Annotated in this window: 17 protein-coding genes; 12 read left to right on the top strand and 5 right to left on the bottom strand. The window is 37.6% G+C overall.

Annotation, left to right across the window (positions count from 1 at the left end):
- The first annotated feature begins 14 nt into the window (after window positions 1–14).
- The 5 genes from SDEL_RS02115 to SDEL_RS02135 all read left to right on the top strand — a co-directional run bounded on the left by SDEL_RS02115 (window position 15) and on the right by SDEL_RS02135 (window position 4,738).
- On the top strand, window positions 15–1,367 hold the full coding sequence (locus SDEL_RS02115) for a hypothetical protein (RefSeq protein ID WP_012856213.1): 1,353 nt from the start codon (window positions 15–17) through the stop codon (window positions 1,365–1,367).
- Window positions 1,364–1,978 (top strand): guanylate kinase, encoded by a 615-nt coding sequence (gene gmk, locus SDEL_RS02120; RefSeq protein WP_012856214.1) that lies wholly within the window; start codon window positions 1,364–1,366, stop codon window positions 1,976–1,978. Before SDEL_RS02115 ends, gmk begins: the two co-directional genes overlap by 4 nt.
- A gap of 84 nt (window positions 1,979–2,062) precedes the next feature.
- Complete coding sequence (locus tag SDEL_RS02125; RefSeq protein ID WP_012856215.1) at window positions 2,063–2,299, top strand: twin-arginine translocase TatA/TatE family subunit; 237 nt, start codon at window positions 2,063–2,065, stop codon at window positions 2,297–2,299.
- Between the two features lie 9 nt (window positions 2,300–2,308).
- Complete coding sequence (gene argS / locus SDEL_RS02130; protein ID WP_012856216.1) at window positions 2,309–3,895, top strand: arginine--tRNA ligase; 1,587 nt, start codon at window positions 2,309–2,311, stop codon at window positions 3,893–3,895.
- Between the two features lie 9 nt (window positions 3,896–3,904).
- A complete protein-coding gene (locus SDEL_RS02135) occupies window positions 3,905–4,738 on the top strand; it encodes a DNA/RNA non-specific endonuclease (RefSeq protein WP_012856217.1) in 834 nt (277 codons plus the stop codon).
- 16 nt (window positions 4,739–4,754) lie between these two features.
- Here the strand turns inward: SDEL_RS02135 and SDEL_RS02140 are convergent, their stop codons facing one another.
- From SDEL_RS02140 to SDEL_RS02155, 4 genes are all read right to left on the bottom strand, one after another.
- On the bottom strand, window positions 4,755–5,933 hold the full coding sequence (locus SDEL_RS02140) for a GGDEF domain-containing protein (protein ID WP_012856218.1): 1,179 nt from the start codon (window positions 5,931–5,933) through the stop codon (window positions 4,755–4,757).
- Window positions 5,933–6,388, bottom strand: coding sequence for a hypothetical protein (locus tag SDEL_RS02145; protein WP_012856219.1), 456 nt, complete (start codon window positions 6,386–6,388; stop codon window positions 5,933–5,935). The genes SDEL_RS02140 and SDEL_RS02145 overlap by 1 nt, the downstream gene beginning before the upstream one ends.
- The gene (locus SDEL_RS02150) at window positions 6,388–8,295 is read right to left on the bottom strand and encodes a TonB-dependent receptor plug domain-containing protein (RefSeq protein WP_012856220.1); all 1,908 of its coding nucleotides are present in this window, start codon (window positions 8,293–8,295) and stop codon (window positions 6,388–6,390) included. Before SDEL_RS02150 ends, SDEL_RS02145 begins: the two co-directional genes overlap by 1 nt.
- A 106-nt stretch (window positions 8,296–8,401) precedes the next feature.
- Window positions 8,402–8,812, bottom strand: a complete 411-nt coding sequence (locus SDEL_RS02155) for a Fur family transcriptional regulator (RefSeq protein ID WP_012856221.1) — start codon at window positions 8,810–8,812, stop codon at window positions 8,402–8,404.
- 131 nt (window positions 8,813–8,943) lie between these two features.
- Between SDEL_RS02155 and SDEL_RS02160 the strand changes: the two genes are divergently transcribed.
- The gene (locus SDEL_RS02160) at window positions 8,944–9,972 is read left to right on the top strand and encodes a cytochrome-c peroxidase (RefSeq protein ID WP_012856222.1); all 1,029 of its coding nucleotides are present in this window, start codon (window positions 8,944–8,946) and stop codon (window positions 9,970–9,972) included.
- A gap of 47 nt (window positions 9,973–10,019) precedes the next feature.
- Here the strand turns inward: SDEL_RS02160 and nadD are convergent, their stop codons facing one another.
- Window positions 10,020–10,901 (bottom strand): nicotinate (nicotinamide) nucleotide adenylyltransferase, encoded by an 882-nt coding sequence (gene nadD, locus SDEL_RS02165; protein ID WP_012856223.1) that lies wholly within the window; start codon window positions 10,899–10,901, stop codon window positions 10,020–10,022.
- Between the two features lie 115 nt (window positions 10,902–11,016).
- On the opposite strand from nadD, the gene gap reads away from it, so the two are divergent.
- Genes gap through SDEL_RS12020 form a run of 6 tightly spaced genes read left to right on the top strand, consistent with a single transcriptional unit; the run spans window position 11,017 to window position 15,906 of the window.
- Window positions 11,017–12,018, top strand: a complete 1,002-nt coding sequence (gap, locus tag SDEL_RS02170) for a type I glyceraldehyde-3-phosphate dehydrogenase (RefSeq protein ID WP_012856224.1) — start codon at window positions 11,017–11,019, stop codon at window positions 12,016–12,018.
- 10 nt (window positions 12,019–12,028) lie between these two features.
- Window positions 12,029–13,228 carry a phosphoglycerate kinase gene (locus SDEL_RS02175; protein ID WP_012856225.1) on the top strand — a complete coding sequence of 400 codons (1,200 nt, stop codon included), beginning with the start codon at window positions 12,029–12,031 and terminating at the stop codon, window positions 13,226–13,228.
- Between the two features lie 2 nt (window positions 13,229–13,230).
- Complete coding sequence (locus tag SDEL_RS02180) at window positions 13,231–13,944, top strand: triose-phosphate isomerase (protein WP_012856226.1); 714 nt, start codon at window positions 13,231–13,233, stop codon at window positions 13,942–13,944.
- A gap of 14 nt (window positions 13,945–13,958) precedes the next feature.
- Window positions 13,959–14,780, top strand: a complete 822-nt coding sequence (fabI, locus tag SDEL_RS02185; RefSeq protein WP_012856227.1) for an enoyl-ACP reductase FabI — start codon at window positions 13,959–13,961, stop codon at window positions 14,778–14,780.
- A gap of 8 nt (window positions 14,781–14,788) precedes the next feature.
- Window positions 14,789–15,757 (top strand): ABC transporter permease, encoded by a 969-nt coding sequence (locus SDEL_RS02190; RefSeq protein ID WP_012856228.1) that lies wholly within the window; start codon window positions 14,789–14,791, stop codon window positions 15,755–15,757.
- Window positions 15,754–15,906: a hypothetical protein gene (locus SDEL_RS12020; protein ID WP_012856229.1), complete on the top strand. Its 153-nt coding sequence runs from the start codon at window positions 15,754–15,756 to the stop codon at window positions 15,904–15,906. The genes SDEL_RS02190 and SDEL_RS12020 overlap by 4 nt, the downstream gene beginning before the upstream one ends.
- The last annotated feature ends 3 nt before the right edge of the window (window positions 15,907–15,909 follow it).

The following is a 15,909-nucleotide window of genomic DNA, read 5'->3' on the forward strand; positions in this document are numbered from 1 at the left end:
ATTCAGGAGTGAGCATGCGCCTGTTACTACTCAATAATAATCCCGCCGTTTCAAGATTGATCAAACTTAGTGCTGAAAAGGCTGGGTATGAGTTAGATGAGTTTGAAGATTATGGCTTGGTTCCGTTAAATAGCTACGATGTGGTTCTTGTAGATAATGAAGTTTATGATGCTAGTGCGTTAAATGAACTCAAAGAAACGACAGGGTGTGAATATTGCATCTATATCTGTCAAAGGGGAGTCCAAAAGCCTGATGCTTTTAACGTTTCGCTTGAAAAGCCTTTTTTACCCACAGATTTTTTGGTATTGCTTGAAAAAGTTAAAAATGTATTGGGTTCTCAGCAACACTCTTTTGATGATAGCCCAGAGCAGCTCGATGAAGAAGAGGAAGAAAGTAAACACTTTGACATTGACCAAATTGATGCTTTAGAACCAGAAAAAGAGAGATCTTTTACAGAATTAGATGATATTTTACAGAGTAATCAAGAGGATGTTTTGGATAATCATCATGAAAATTTTGAATTTGACAATGTGAAATTTGAAGATCAATTACTAGATGAAGCCGTTGCGATGGATGAAATGATTGAAAGTGGGGAGTATACAAAAGATCATGAACCATCAGAAGAAAAAATGGACACTCCTTTTGAAGATTTTAATTTTGATACGGATGCTTCTGATGAAGAGGAAGAAAAATCTTTAGAAAAAGATGAAGAATCATTGGAAATGGCTCCATGTGTATTAGATAAAGATGATATTGATGAAGTGAAACAACTTTTAGATGAGAGTGAAGAAAGTGAAGAAGATGATTTGAGTTTTTTAGAAGCAGATAAAGTTGAGGAAGCCTTTGAAGATATTTCTGAAGAAAAAGAAGCCTCTTTGCCACGGTTAGAAGAGTTTGAGGAAGAACCACTTGACTTACATCTCTCCGATACATTGCCAGAGCCATTTTTAGAGGATGATTTGCTAGAAAAAGAGGACGAAGAGGAGGTGGATACGTTAGCTTTTGTTCCTTCTTTTGAAGCATACGAGGAAGAAGCAATCACTGAAGATTTAGAAGATTTGAAAGAAGAAGAGCAACCTTTTGCTATGGAGATGGATGAAAAAAGTGGTATAGATTCTTTGGACGATTTAAATGAAAATTTGATTAAAAAAGCTTTAGGTGAAGAAGTGGCTGATTTGGAAGAAGAGCCTTTGAGTGTTATTCAGCCTACGACACAAGAAGAGGAGATTGAAGTGATTCGTGGAGAGATAGAAAAAAGTATTTCACGAAGTATTTCAGGATTTGCACAAAGTGATATTTTAAGAGAAGCATTAAAAGGGATGCGCATTAATATCTCTATCTCTTTTGATGAAAATGAGGCAAAGTGAAGGGAAATCTTTTAGTTATTTCAGGACCGAGTGGTTCAGGTAAAAGTTCTTTAATGAAAGAGGTACTAAAAATTATCGATGATACCTACTTTTCAATTTCAAGTACAACCAGAGCGATTCGGGAAGGGGAAGAAGATGGTGTGAATTACCATTTTATTTCCAAAGAAGAGTTTGAAAAAGATATTGATGCAGGATTCTTTTTAGAGTGGGCAAAAGTACATGATCATTATTATGGAACTTCATTAAAGCCTATTCTCAAAGAGTTACAAAAAGGAAAATTGGTTATTTGTGATATTGATGTGCAAGGGCATAAAATTGCGCAGGAAAAATTTGGGCATTTAATTACGTCTGTTTTTGTAACAACGCCAGATCAGAAAAGTTTGCAAGAGCGTTTGATGAAACGAGGAACAGATAGTGTTGAAGTGATCGAAAAACGCTTAGCCAATGCTGTTTCTGAAATGACGTGTATGAATGAATATGACTATGTCGTTATTAACGATGATTTTGAGATGGCATTACATACCATCTTAGCGATTGCATATGCTTCGAGGCGAAAAATGTCTTTAATGGACACGAGCGAATTTATTAGTAGATGGGCAAATCTTGAATAAAATAAAGGAATAAACTTCATTTTTTGTTTACTAAAATCATGATACAATAATATAAATATTTAGAATTACAAAAGGAGAAAAAGTATGGGTTCATTTAGTATAGGTCATTGGTTAGTTATTTTAGCTGTTGTTGTGTTACTGTTTGGGGCTAAAAAGATACCAGAACTTGCCAAAGGAATTGGTCAAGGTATGAAGGATTTCAAAAAAGCAATTAAAGAAGATGAAGAAGTGAAAACGACTGTAGATAAGGTTGAAGCAAAGCCAGAAACAAGTGCAACGGTAACAACAGCAACACCTACAGATGAAAAAAAATCTGTGTAAGGTTTTGTGTTGAAAAAAACGGTTGTTCGTACGATTAAAGAAAAATTACAAAGAGAATTTGTTTTAGAAAAACCTGCAAATCTCTCTTTTGGTCATTATGCTACACCTATTGCTTTTTCGTTAGCAAAAGAGCTAAAAAAATCTCCTATTGCCATTGCTGAGGAGATTTGTTCTTCTTTTGACACAAATGATATCTTTCAAGAAGTTACTCCTATTAAAGGGTATATCAATTTTAAATTGAGTGAGCGTTTTTTAGATCAGTACGCTACATGGGCGATTCAAAATGAGGAGCAGTTTGGTCAAGATGAACAGCATGAAACCATTTTGTTAGAGTATGTGAGTGCTAATCCCACAGGACCATTGCACATTGGTCATGCCAGAGGTGCAGTGATTGGTGATGCGTTGGCTCGTATTGGAAAACATTTAGGGTATCAGATTACAACAGAGTATTATGTGAATGATGCAGGAAATCAGGTTGATCTTCTAGGTCTTTCGATCTATTTAGCGGGACGTGAGAACATCTTAGGTTTACATGTAACATGGCCAGAAGAGTTTTATCGTGGTGAGTATATTGTCGATTTGGCGCATGTCGCTCAAGCGGAGCTTGGAAGTGTGATTTTTGAGGATGAAGCCAATATCGCTGTGCTCTCAACGTGGGGCAAAGATAAGATGTTGGAGCTGATTAAATCGAATCTTGCTGATGTGGACATCTTCTTTGAACAGTTTGTCAGTGAAAAGTCGCTTTATGATAAGTGGGATGAAAGTTTTGCAAAACTTCAAAAAAATGATAAGACCTATGAAGAAGGCGGTAAAATTTGGATTCGATCCACTGAACTTGGTGATGAAAAAGACCGTGTGGTGGTGCGAGAAGATGGCAGACCGACCTATTTAGCAGGTGATATTATTTACCATGACAATAAATTTCAACGCAGTTATGACAAATACATTAATATTTGGGGTGCAGACCATCATGGTTACATTACCCGTGTTAAATCTGCGATTAATTTTTTAGGTTATGATGAGTCAAAACTTGAGGTTTTATTGGCGCAGATGGTTTCGCTTTTAAAAGGTGGTGAGCCTTATAAAATGAGCAAACGTGCAGGAAATTTTATTTTGATGAGTGATGTTGTGAGTGAAGTGGGAAGCGATGCTTTACGCTTTGTCTTTTTAAGTAAAAAATCTGATACGCATCTTGAATTTGATGTGGATGTTTTTAAACAAGAAGATAGCAATAACCCTATTTTTTATATCAACTATGCTCATGCACGCATCAATCAAATTTTTGCAAAAGCTGGAAAAAGTATCGCAGATGTAGAAAATGTCCCTCTTGAAAACATGAGTGAAGAGGCACAAAATCTTCTTTTTAGTGCTTTATTATTGCCTGAAGTACTCGAAGATGCGTTTCATTCAAGACAGGTTCAAAAAGTAACGGAATATCTCAAAAACCTTGCGGCTTCGTTGCATAAATTTTACAATGAAAATCGTGTCGTAGGAAGTGTAGATGAGGAAAAATTCTTGAAGCTTTTTGCGGTTGTTGCACTTTCCCTTCGTGTAGGCATGAAACTCATAGGCATTACAGCTAAAGAGAGAATGTAGAGTCTTTTTGTGAGAAAATCGCCTTTAGCCTACTCTTTTTTAACCCTTCTTATTAAATATCCAAAACTTCTTTTGATAGCTCTCCTTTTAGGAGGGCTCTCTTACACGTATGAGCTCTTTGTTGCTAGAGATACGATGGTGTTTCAAGGCATTCCCAAAGCAACCAGAGATGGTTTGCAAACCTTTACCCGTATCTTTCGTAATGATGCCTTCATGGTTGGGTATTCTGACATACGGGGAAATCCTTTGTGGGTTGTGTATAAATTGAGTGCTCCTAAAGCGTCACAGCCATTAAAGCGTCCTGAAAATTTTACTTCAGATTGGCGAAATTTTGGTGTGATTGGTACGTCTGATTATACCAATAGCGGGTATGATAGAGGACATATGGCTCCCAATCGAGCCATTGCGCAGCTCTATGGTAAAAAAGCACAAGAAGAGACCTTTTTAATGACCAATATCACGCCTCAAAAACCGTCTCTGAATCAAAAACTGTGGCAACGTTTAGAGAGCTTGGAATTTGAAGTGTTTACGCAAAAATTTAAGAGCGTATGGGTTTATACAGGACCATTGTTTAATAGAGATGTTAAACGTCTTAAGAGCTCGTATTGGGTTGAAATTCCTGATGCTTTTTATAAAATTTATGTGGGAATACAAGCCGATGGAAATTTGAAAACTTTAGCATTTGTGATACCTCAAAATGCAAAAGCCAATACACCTCTTGAGAAGTTTATCGTTAGTATTGATACGGTTGAAAAGCAAAGTGGATTTGATTTTTTACATACACTAGAAGATGGTATCGAAAAGGAGTTGGAAAAGCAGACTCAAAAAGAGGGTTGGTTTTAATCTTTACATGTAAAGATTAAAATGGCGTTTTTGTAGATGTGTCATCTGCGTTTGTGTAACATTTAATACAATTCCTTCCACTATTTTTAGCAGTATAAAGGGCTATATCTGCTTGTTTAAACGCTTCTTGAAAGTTTTGTGCTTGATGTGCTAAAAGATTGACCCCAATGGAAACACTTACCGAAATAGACTTCGTATCTGAAATAAAAAACTCTGCGGTTTGGATGGCATGAAAAACACGTTCAATGACGGCAAACGAGGCTGCATAGTTACTTTTTTTATCAACTTTTGCAAGGATAAGAAACTCTTCCCCTCCGTAGCGTATGACACTATCACCTTCACGAATCGTTTGCAAAAGGATATGCGCAATTTGTGTGAGGATTTTATCTCCCGCATCGTGTCCATAAGTATCATTAATTTTTTTAAAATAATCAATATCCAGTGCAGCAATAATGTACTCATTTAAGTTGATGAGTTTTTCATATTTTTGAAGGTAATTTCGGTTGTAAACATTTGTGAGTTTGTCAATAAACGCACTTTGATTAATGGAGCTAAAGCGTTTGGTTTGAATGCCAATGAAGAGAAGTACCAGTATGATAACACCCATCATGCCAAAAATGCCATTTTGTATGGTTTGAATGATACGATTAATCTCTTGAATTTTATTGATAGAAAAATCAATCGCTAAAATAAGTTCTACACGGTTGTTGTGAAGAATGGGAACTAAATAGCTAAGAGAGAGCTGATGCAAAAGGGTATGGTGGATAATCAGAGGCTCTTTTGTGCTATAAATGGTAAGCCATTCTGGGCTATCAACATCAAATTTTTGATCTATGAAGGATTTTTCTTCATTTAAAGAAGCATCACCTAAAAAGCGAAAAATACCTCTTTCGTCACGGTAGAGAAGATAGGCGTATTTGACATGAGACGTAAGCAGGACGTTTAGATGTTCTTCAATTTTTTGTTGTATCGATGCATATTTTTTAACACTTTGAACATAATCTTCACTCCCTTTTAAAAGTGATTCAATCGAGTGTGCGCTGTTGTGGGTGATAGAAAAAATATCTGAGGTTGCAATTTCAAAAATTTTTGCCTCGATATTCTTTTCTAAACGCATGGTTACAAACAATAAAAAAACTAAAATGAGTCCGATAAGTCCCAATGGTGCAAAGAGATAAAAACTATTTTGACGCATTAAAAATTCTCGATAAATTGCTGAAAAGTTTGGGGTAGGCTAATAGATTTTTCCTCAAGCCTTTGATGACTAAAGACAATATTAGGACGACTTTTATTCCAAAAAAGTGCTCCAAAAAACTTTTTATTTGAGAGGAACTTACGGTAATTATTGGTGAAGAAAAGAGTTTTTTTATCCGAAGAACACTCGATAATCTCCTCTTTTTTATTGATAAAGATAAAATTCGCTCTCTCGCAATCCTTCGTCAATGTAAAATAGTTTGCATAGACTTTCTCTTCAAGCGGTGATATATTTGGAATAAACAAGACAATATTTTCATCCAAAGAAGCGGTGGCAATTTCATAAATAATCTTTGCCTCTAACTCGACCTCTTTGGTATAGGGTTCAACCAAGAAGGTATAGTGTTCTGCATAAGAGAGACTCCAAAGGGTGAAGATGAAAAAGAATGTTTTCATTAGAAGACCCACTTCAATGAAACCATAATGCTTCTCTCGTTATCATCCAACGCAAAAAAAGTATTTCCAAAGTTCGTAAAATAGAGTGATTGTGTCGATTTATCAAGGATATTTGATGCTTTAATGCTGTAACTTAAATCTTTTGTCGCATGATAGGTTGCCCCTAAGCTGACATCAAAACTATCGGGAATCTCCAGCCCTAAGTAATCATAGCCGTTTCTGTAAATGAGGGAGGTAAAGTAATCAAATTTTTGATAACCGCCCATAAATTTGATAAATCCGCCTTTGGTCGAATTATTGATTTGTTCGCTTAGCGTGGAGGTGTAGTAGTTAAGATGGAGTTTATCTCGTTTGGAAAAAGAGTACTCGTAATCAAAAATAAGCCCATCGGTTTTAATCGTATGGTCAATATTGACAAAACCAACAGGTGTTTGATAGAGAAAATCATTAATTTCTACATGATCAAAGGTAATACCAAATTTTGAGTTTCCTTCTGTATAAACTGCCTCAAGGGTGTAAAAATGATACTCTTGGGATTTAAGGTTAGGTGTATTTTTGTTGGCATAATCTATGGTGTAAAAAGAAGGCGTTAGTGCTGTTTGGGTATAAAATGCTTTAAAACCAAAATGGGATGTGGGCGTGTAAATCGTACCGATGCGCAAAAGTTTTTCTGAGGTATCTTTAAGATAGGCATTACGGTCGTAATAATCAATTTTGGCATTTGCAACCAGTAAAAGTTCTGGATGTAAAGAGTAACTCTCTTGTAAAAGCATGGAAGAGGTAGTTTCACGCTTAAAGCTGTTGTAATGGTCTATCTCATTGGTTTGATTTAAAAAATTTGTGCTTTTTCTCTTTAAAACATCGTATGTTTTATGTTTAACATTGAGTGCTAGAATCAAAGCATTTTCATCACTTTCAAAGGACTTAGAGAGATACGCATTGCTTTTTGTAAACCGTAAATCTTCTTGAAAGTTTTTGGGGATACTCCATGGTATGCTAAGGTCTATTAAAGGGGTAATCGCAATGCCTTGATCATTTGCCTCTTCGTAGCTTCGCTCATTGATATCAAAGGAAAAATTGGCTTTGAGTGATTTATCTTCTAATAAAAAGTGTGTGTAATTGAGAAAAAAATCTTTTGAGAGATTTTCTCCATCATTGGGTGTGGCATCAAGTGCGAGTCCTGTATAGTTACTTTTTGTAACATCTGTGTAGCCTAAATTGATTTTGTTTGTTTCATTGCTTATCTCGGTAAAAAGATAATGTTTTGTTCCGTTACTGGTGAATTTTTGTTGGTTATAGAGGCTTGTTTTTTTGATTTTCTCTTGATTGGCAAAGAGTAGATAAGACCACCCATTTTCAAAAATGTGTGAATTTGTGATACTTTGTGAGTGCCCATTTTTAGATGAAAGCCATGCAGCAATTTTAGAACCATCTTCCCTGAGTGCTGATTTTGTGTAGATACGCACAAAATAGATTCCTGTTTCATTGCCAAAGGAGAAGGAGCTCTCTCCATAATAAATTTCAACATGATCAACAAAATCCAAAGGCAAATCACTCCATGAAAGCGAAGTAGATTGGTCATAGCCTGAGCTGATTTCGTGGTCGTTAATAAAAAAACGAAAGAAGCCACTGGTCGTTGTTTTAGAGCCTGTTAGAGAGTAGTTTGTAAGTCCAAATTGATTGGTATTGATGTTAAAGAGAGGCAACTCTTTGAGGATGTCATTGAGCGTGCGATACTGCATAAGACGAATCTCTTTTTGAGAGTAAACCACCACATGTCCAATTTTTTCATTGATGGTTTCCAATGAATTTTCAGTGGTTGCTTGGTACTCTTCAAGCAGTGTATCTAACGTGTCTGAGAGAAGTAGACGACTCAATAGTCCAAGAATAAGTATAGCTCTAAACAAGGGAATAAATGTCCTTACATGTAATTATGAGAACTATGAGTATAGGGAAGAGAAGCTTAAGAGCATCTATAAAAAAATAAGACGATGTAATCTAGTAGGTTTATATTTATTTTTTACCAGAACATCGTTTACAAATGCCATTCATGACGATAAAACTTTTTTGTATTTGAAAGCCACTCTGTGATGAAATGGTTTCTAAAAGGGATTTTGTTTCTATAAAAATATCTTCAATTCCACCACACTTTGTGCAGATGAGATGAACATGAGGTACTTTTTTTATCTCGTAATGTTGTTTTTGATGGGGTAATTTAACTTCTTCTAAAATAGAAAAACTCATCAAATCATTGATATTTCGATAAAGCGTAGCTTTGGACATGGTCGGATACTTTTGCGTAATAGTCGTATAGAGCGTATCGATGTCGATGTGTCCAAAACGTTCAATAGCTTCTAAAATCGCTAAACGTTGGTGGGTTGATTTAAGTTGATTGGCTTGTAAAAGCGCTTTGAAGTGTTCCATTGGTGTCACCACACTTTTGTAATGAGATTATGAAATTATAGCACAGTAATGCAAAAAAAACCTAAACAATATTTATTATTATTTAAGATAAATATTCTTATAATTTTTTACATTCTTAAAAAGGAGAATAAATGCAGATTTCTAAGGTTCTTAGTGTATGTGCTATGAGTGCAACAATGGTTTTTGGAGCAAGTAACTTGGTTCAAAAAGTAAAGGATAATGGTATTGAAGCCATTCCTACGAGTCAATTAGAGCTTTTAAAGTTGATCGATGATCCTAAAGACCCAATCACCGATGCCAAAGTAGAATTGGGCAAAAAACTCTACTTTGACCCTCGTATGTCCAAAAGTTCTTTAATTAGTTGTAATACCTGTCATAATTTAGGTTTGGGTGGAGCAGATGGGATTGCTGCGGCGATTGGGCATGGTTGGACAGCTAATCCTGCACATTTAAATTCACCAACGGTGTACAATTCTGCGTTTTTTAAAGCACAGTTTTGGGATGGTAGAAGTCCTCACTTAGCGGATCAAGCGCAAGGTCCCGTTCAAGCAGGTCCTGAGATGGCAGCGCCACCTAAGTTAGTCGAGCAACGTATTAATTCTATCCCTGAGTATGTGAATGAGTTTAAGTTTGCGTATGGTGATAATGTCAAAATTAGCTTTGAAAAAATCACATCAACGATTGCTATTTTTGAAAAAACACTCATTACTCCTTCACGCTTTGATGATTTTATGAATGGCAATGATAATGCTCTTAGTAAAGCAGAAAAAGAGGGGCTTGAAGTTTTTATGGATAAGGGATGTGCGGCATGTCACAACGGTGTGGCTTTAGGTGGAACCATGCAACCATTTGAAGTGGCAGGTAAATACAAATTTGCTTCTCTTGGTGGATTTGCGGGAGATAAAAACGGTATGGTTAAAACACCAACACTTCGAAATATTACGGAAACAGCACCGTACTATCACAATGGCGCAATTTGGACACTCAAAGAAGCGATTCAAGATATGGGAAGTACACAACTTGGTATTACGATTAATGATGCAGAAGCTGCAAAAATAGAGACATTTTTGAAAGCACTAAAAGGAAGAAAACCTGTAATCACCTATCCAGAATTACCAGAGAGTACAGCAAAAACACCAAAACCTGACGCTAAACTGTAAGGTCAATCAAACCTCTTAGGCAAGACCTAAGAGGTTTTTAACACGTTTTACTCAACGCCTCGTACTTTTTTCATCTCTTCTTCTCTCTCTTTCAAGAAAGTTTCTAAGTTATATTTTTGGCGATATTGTGGAGTCATAAGATGAATGAGCATATCTCCCATATCAATGACGGTCCAGTTATCGTCCGCATCGACATTTAAAAAGCTCTCGCCCGCACCTTTAAGTTCCGTTTTAAGGTGATCTAAGAGTGAAAGTCCGTGTCTCTCACCCATGGTTGTTGCAATAATGACGGTATTAACAAAATAGTCTTTGCCACTCATATCAAACACTTGAATATCTTCTGCTTTTTTATCACTTAACGCTGTGACAATTTTCTCAATTCTACTATCCATTGGATTCCTTGTATAAAACGCTATCACTTCATCTTCAATGGCTTTTGGAATAAAGCGCTTATCTAAAAATGAACGTAGCTTTGAAGAGCTGATATTAACATTAATTGGTAAAATTTTCAAGTCTTTGGGCGGGCTAAATGTTCCACGTGGTGCGACAACAAACTCAACAAGGTGTGATAGCTCCTCATAGCGATTCCAAAGTGGCAAAGAGAGAAAACTATCGCTTCCTACGATGAGATAGAGCTTTGCGTGAGGGTAAAGACTTTTTACATGTAAAACGGTTTCAACCGTTGGAACTTGACGTTTTTGATTGCATTCATAATCAAAAATTTCAACTTTTTTTTCATGCTCAAAGAGTTTGGAAAGCCATGCTTGACGCAAGGGGGCGGGCGCACAAAACGTTTCTTTAAATGGACTCAAATACGTAGGGACAACCAATAGCTTATCAATATCAAGTACCTCAAGGGCTTTGGTGACAATACGTTCATGTCCTGTATGCGGAGGGTCGAAAGAACCTCCAAAAATAGCAATATTCACAAAGATGCTCCAAAGAGTTTAAACTTTTTTATACAACATTTTCGCTAAAATAATCTGCTTTTCTCTCAAAGCACATTCACGATAAAAAATGACTATTATATCAAAAGGAAAACCTATGGCACTCAAAATTGCTATAAATGGATTTGGTCGCATTGGAAGATGCGTTGCAAGAATTATTGATTCAAGAGATGATGTTGAGTTGGTATGTGTCAATGATACAGCAGATCGCGCTACTACAAAACAGTTACTCAAATACGATAGCGTACATGGTGTTTTTGCTGGGCACGTTGAGTTGCTTGAAAATGATTATATGCAAATGGGTAAATCTAAAGTTAAAATGTTCTCTACACGTGACCCAAAAGAGCTTAATTTTGCAGATTACGGGGTGGATGTTGTTTTAGAGTGTACGGGTGCACTGCTCACACAAAAAGATACGCAAGTTTTTATTGATAATGGGATTAAAAAAGTAATTCTCTCAGCACCGGCAAAAGACGATACCCCAACGTTTGTGATTGGTGTGAATGAAGATCAATACGCAAATCAAGCGATTATCTCCAATGCGAGTTGTACCACAAACTGTTTAGGACCTGTGGCAAAAATTTTAGATGATGCGTTTGGGATTGAAAAAGGGTTGATGACCACCGTTCACTCTTATACCAATGATCAAAATATTTTGGACGTGAAGCATCGCAAAAACGATTTACGTCGTTCCCGTGCAGCTGCTGTTAATATGATTCCTACGACCACAGGTGCAGCCAAAGCGATAGGTCTTGTCCTTCCGCATCTTAAAGGCAAATTACACGGTCAAAGTGTGCGTGTTCCAACACCCAATGTTTCTATGGTAGATTTAAATGTGGTGGTAAAAAAAGCAACGACTAAAGAAGAGGTCAATGCGATTTTGAGCGAAAAAGCGCAGGGTGTGCTTAAAGGTATTTTGGAAGTGGATGTAGAACAAAGAGTTTCTCAAGACTTTTTAACCACTTCATGGAGTTCGATTGTAGCGGTGGATTTAACACAAGTGATTTGTGGTGATATGATTAAAATTATGGCATGGTATGACAATGAGTGGGGCTATTCAACCCGTTTAGTTGATATGGCATTGCACATTAGCAAGTAAAGGATAAGGCATGATTCGCTCGATTCGAGACCTCGATATTGCAGGAAAAAAAGTTTTTATTCGTTGTGATTTTAATGTCCCTTTGGATGAGTTTACCAATATTACCGATGATAGACGTGTGCGCTCAGCCATTCCTACGATTCGTTATTGTTTAGATCATGGCTGTTCCATTATTTTAGCAAGCCATTTAGGTCGCCCTAAGGGTGTTGTGGATGAAAAATACTCCCTCGCTCCTGTGCAGATGAGACTCAAACGCCTTTTAGATAAAGAGGTCATGTTGGCGAGTGATGTGATTGGTAAAGACGCGGTTGAAAAAGCGGCTGCTTTGCAATCAGGAGAGGTGCTGTTGCTTGAGAACTTACGTTTTCATAAAGGTGAAACAAGCAATGATGAAGAGTTTGCCAAAGCTTTAGCGGATATGGCGGATATTTATATTAACGATGCGTTTGGCGTTTGCCATAGAGCGCACGCTTCGGTTGAGGCGATTACACACTATTTCAATGAAAAAACATCGGCTGCTGGATTTTTGCTCCAGAAAGAGATAGAGTTTTCACGCAATCTCCTTCGCCGTCCAACACGTCCGTTTGTAGCGGTTGTAGGTGGAAGTAAAGTGAGTGGTAAGCTTCAAGCTTTGGTTAATTTATTGCCTCGTGTGGATAAACTTGTGATTGGTGGCGGTATGGCGTTTACCTTTTTAAAAGCACAAGGGCTTGATATTGGAAATTCCATTGTTGAGGATGATTTGCTGGATGAAGCGAATCGTGTGATGGAAGAGGCAAAACGTTTGGGCGTTAAGATTTATTTACCGGTGGATGTCGTTGCTGCACAAACCTGCTCACAAGATGCGACCATTAAATTTGTCACGGTTCAAGAGATTCCTAAGGGATGGATGGGGCTTGACATTGGACCTGCGACTTCACGTCTCTTTAGAGAAGCCTTAGCGGACGCTCAGACCATTTTGTGGAATGGACCGATGGGTGTGTTTGAGCTTGAGAAATTCTCCAAAGGAAGCTTTAAAATGTCCCATGTGATTGCAGAAGCGCATGCCACAACCGTTGTCGGTGGTGGCGATACGGCAGATGTGGTCGCCCGTGCGGGGGACGCCGATGAGATGACGTTTATCTCCACAGGTGGTGGGGCTAGTTTAGAGCTTATTGAAGGAAAAGAACTTCCTGGTGTTAAAGTCCTTGCAAAAAGTGAGAACCTCTAAGCATGATGATTGCCTCAAACTTCAAAACAAATTATACCCGTGCCAAAGCGGATAGTTTTATTAAGAGCATTCAAGCATGTATGACTCGCACAAAAAGTGAGCAAGAAGTTCGTATTTTTGCTCCTTTTACGGCATTAAACTCTTTTGATGAGGTCAAAAATCTCAAAGTGGGTGCGCAAAATTTTTACCCTGTGCAAAATGGTTCTTTTACAGGTGAAATCGGTTTTGAACAGCTTGAAGAGTTTGGGATTGAGACGGTATTGATTGGTCATAGTGAACGCCGTCATATTTTAAAAGAGTCCCATGCGTTCATTGCTCAAAAGTATGATTTTGCCAAAGCCAGAGATGCAGAAATTATTTATTGTGTGGGTGAGCCAGCAGAGGTTCGCATGCAAGGTATTGATGCTGTGATGAGCTATTTGTGGGAGCAGTTTGAGGGCATTGATATTCACTATGAAAAACTCATTATTGCCTACGAGCCTGTTTGGGCGATTGGTACGGGATTAAGTGCACGATTGGAAGATATAGAAGAGGTCTTAGAACGGTTGCGAGAAAAGCTTTCAAAACCTCTTTTGTACGGAGGAAGTGTAAAAGTAGAAAACATTGAATCTATTTTACATGTAAAAGAGTGTGATGGTGTTTTAGTAGGAACGGCGAGTTGGAATGAAGAAGCATTTTGTGAAATGATTCGCATTGCTGATAGTGTTAAAAAATAAGAGGAGTTTAGTAGATGTTTATGAAGGGCAAAAAAGGTCTTATTGTCGGAATTGCGAATAACAAGTCAATCGCATATGGCATTGCCAAAGCGTGTAAAGAACAAGGTGCAGAGTTAGCGTTTACCTATCTGAATGAGCAATTAGAAAAGCGGGTACGCCCTATTGCTGAAGAGTTTGGTTGCGATAAAGTGTATGAACTAGACATTAACAATCCAGCGCACTTAGAAGCACTGACAGCTTCTTTAGAAAAAGATTTTGGAAAGATTGATTTTGTGGTTCACTCTGTTGCGTATGCGCCCAAAGAGGCATTGAGTGGACATTTCGTCGATACGACGAAAGAAGCGTTTGATATTGCGCTTGGAACGTCTGCGTACTCATTGGTTGCTTTAACCCGTGCGTGTTTACCTGTTATGAATGACAATGCTTCGGTACTGACACTCTCGTATTTAGGTGGACCTCGTTATGTGCCTCATTACAATGTTATGGGTGTGGCAAAAGCAGCTCTTGAGTCATGTGTTCGCTATTTAGCGGTTGATTTAGGGAGCCGTGGTATTCGTGTGAATGCGATTAGTGCAGGGCCTATTAAAACCTTAGCTGCGAGTGGAATTGGTGACTTTAGAATGATTTTAAATTGGAATGAAGTCAATGCTCCTCTTCGTAAAAATGTAACAACCGATGAAGTAGGCAACAGTGGTATGTATCTGCTTAGTGACCTTGCGAGTGGGGTAACGGGTGAAATTCATTATGTAGATGCTGGGTATAATATTATGGGTATGGGCATGGATGAGACAGATGATGAAGGGCATACTGTTCTTGCTTGGGACAAGCAGAAGTAGGTGTGTGGATGAGGAGTTTGCTACAAAAAATTTTGTATCTTTTCCTCATGCTCTCTTTAATTTCTCTTATTTCTTTTGGAGCGATTCATTTAGCTCCAAACTCCTTTTTTGCCAGCGGTGATTTAAATCCAAATATTACACCAGAAGCCCTAGAACAACTCAAAAGGGTTTACGGGCTTGATCAGTCACGTGTCAGTCAGTTTTTTGCTTGGTTTAATGCTATTTTACACCTTGATTTTGGTATTTCGTTTGCCAGTGGAAAAGGCGTTCGTAGTGAGATTCTTGAGCGATTGCCCATTACCCTTTTAATGAACGGGGTGAGTATGGTTATTGTATTTGTCCTAGCGCTTTACTGGGGCATTAAATCTGCTATGCGTTTGGATTCGTGGTATGACAAAAGCATCAAACAACTCTCGCTCATCAGTTATGCCATGCCATCCTTTTATCTTTCGCTGTTGTTAGTGATTTTTTTTGCCGTGGAGTGGAAACTCTTTCCTATTTCTGGGCTTCATTCTCAGGGTATCAAGAGTGAGGGTTTAGCGTATCTATTAGACAGCGCATGGCATTTGGTATTGCCCATTTTTGTTATGGTTTTTGGTGGACTTGGAAGTTTAATTTTGTATGTGAGAAGTTTGACACTGAATATTTTAAAGAGTGATTATATCTTTTTTGCAAAAAGTAGAGGCATTGAGGGAGGCAATCTTTTGTGGCGTTTTATCCTTCCCAATCTTTCACCTCCTCTTATAACGATGTTAGGACTCTCTTTGCCTGGATTGATTGGCGGGAGTGTCATTTTAGAATCCATTTTTGCGATTAATGGTATGGGACTTTTGTTTTATCAAAGTGCGCTCAGTCGAGATTATCCTGTGATTATGGGTATTTTGATTATTTCCTCTTTTTTGACCTTACTTGGTAATATGCTTGCTGATATAATATTAACAAAACTCAATCCTCATTTTAAAAGGAGAACCGTATGATAAAGTCTCTCATAATACTCTTTTGTATTCTATGTTTTTCGGGATGTGCCACATGGGGTGGTATTAAAAAAGATACACGAGATGGTGCCGAATGGACAAAAGAGAAGATCAATCAAGGGGCGAATTACGTGAAAGAAAAGACAGATTAGGGG

Source organism: Sulfurospirillum deleyianum DSM 6946 (assembly GCF_000024885.1).
GTDB classification, from domain to species: domain Bacteria; phylum Campylobacterota; class Campylobacteria; order Campylobacterales; family Sulfurospirillaceae; genus Sulfurospirillum; species Sulfurospirillum deleyianum.

Coding starts and splice junctions, on each gene's coding strand:
- SDEL_RS02115 (WP_012856213.1), top strand. CDS start 15: ATGCGCCTGTTACTACTCAATAATAATCCCGCCGTTTCAAGATTGATC.
- SDEL_RS02125 (WP_012856215.1), top strand. CDS start 2,063: ATGGGTTCATTTAGTATAGGTCATTGGTTAGTTATTTTAGCTGTTGTT.
- SDEL_RS02140 (WP_012856218.1), bottom strand. CDS start 5,933: ATGCGTCAAAATAGTTTTTATCTCTTTGCACCATTGGGACTTATCGGA.
- SDEL_RS02145 (WP_012856219.1), bottom strand. CDS start 6,388: ATGAAAACATTCTTTTTCATCTTCACCCTTTGGAGTCTCTCTTATGCA.
- SDEL_RS02155 (WP_012856221.1), bottom strand. CDS start 8,812: ATGGAACACTTCAAAGCGCTTTTACAAGCCAATCAACTTAAATCAACC.
- SDEL_RS02160 (WP_012856222.1), top strand. CDS start 8,944: ATGCAGATTTCTAAGGTTCTTAGTGTATGTGCTATGAGTGCAACAATG.
- gap (WP_012856224.1), top strand. CDS start 11,017: ATGGCACTCAAAATTGCTATAAATGGATTTGGTCGCATTGGAAGATGC.
- SDEL_RS02175 (WP_012856225.1), top strand. CDS start 12,029: ATGATTCGCTCGATTCGAGACCTCGATATTGCAGGAAAAAAAGTTTTT.
- SDEL_RS02180 (WP_012856226.1), top strand. CDS start 13,231: ATGATGATTGCCTCAAACTTCAAAACAAATTATACCCGTGCCAAAGCG.
- fabI (WP_012856227.1), top strand. CDS start 13,959: ATGTTTATGAAGGGCAAAAAAGGTCTTATTGTCGGAATTGCGAATAAC.
- SDEL_RS02190 (WP_012856228.1), top strand. CDS start 14,789: ATGAGGAGTTTGCTACAAAAAATTTTGTATCTTTTCCTCATGCTCTCT.
- SDEL_RS12020 (WP_012856229.1), top strand. CDS start 15,754: ATGATAAAGTCTCTCATAATACTCTTTTGTATTCTATGTTTTTCGGGA.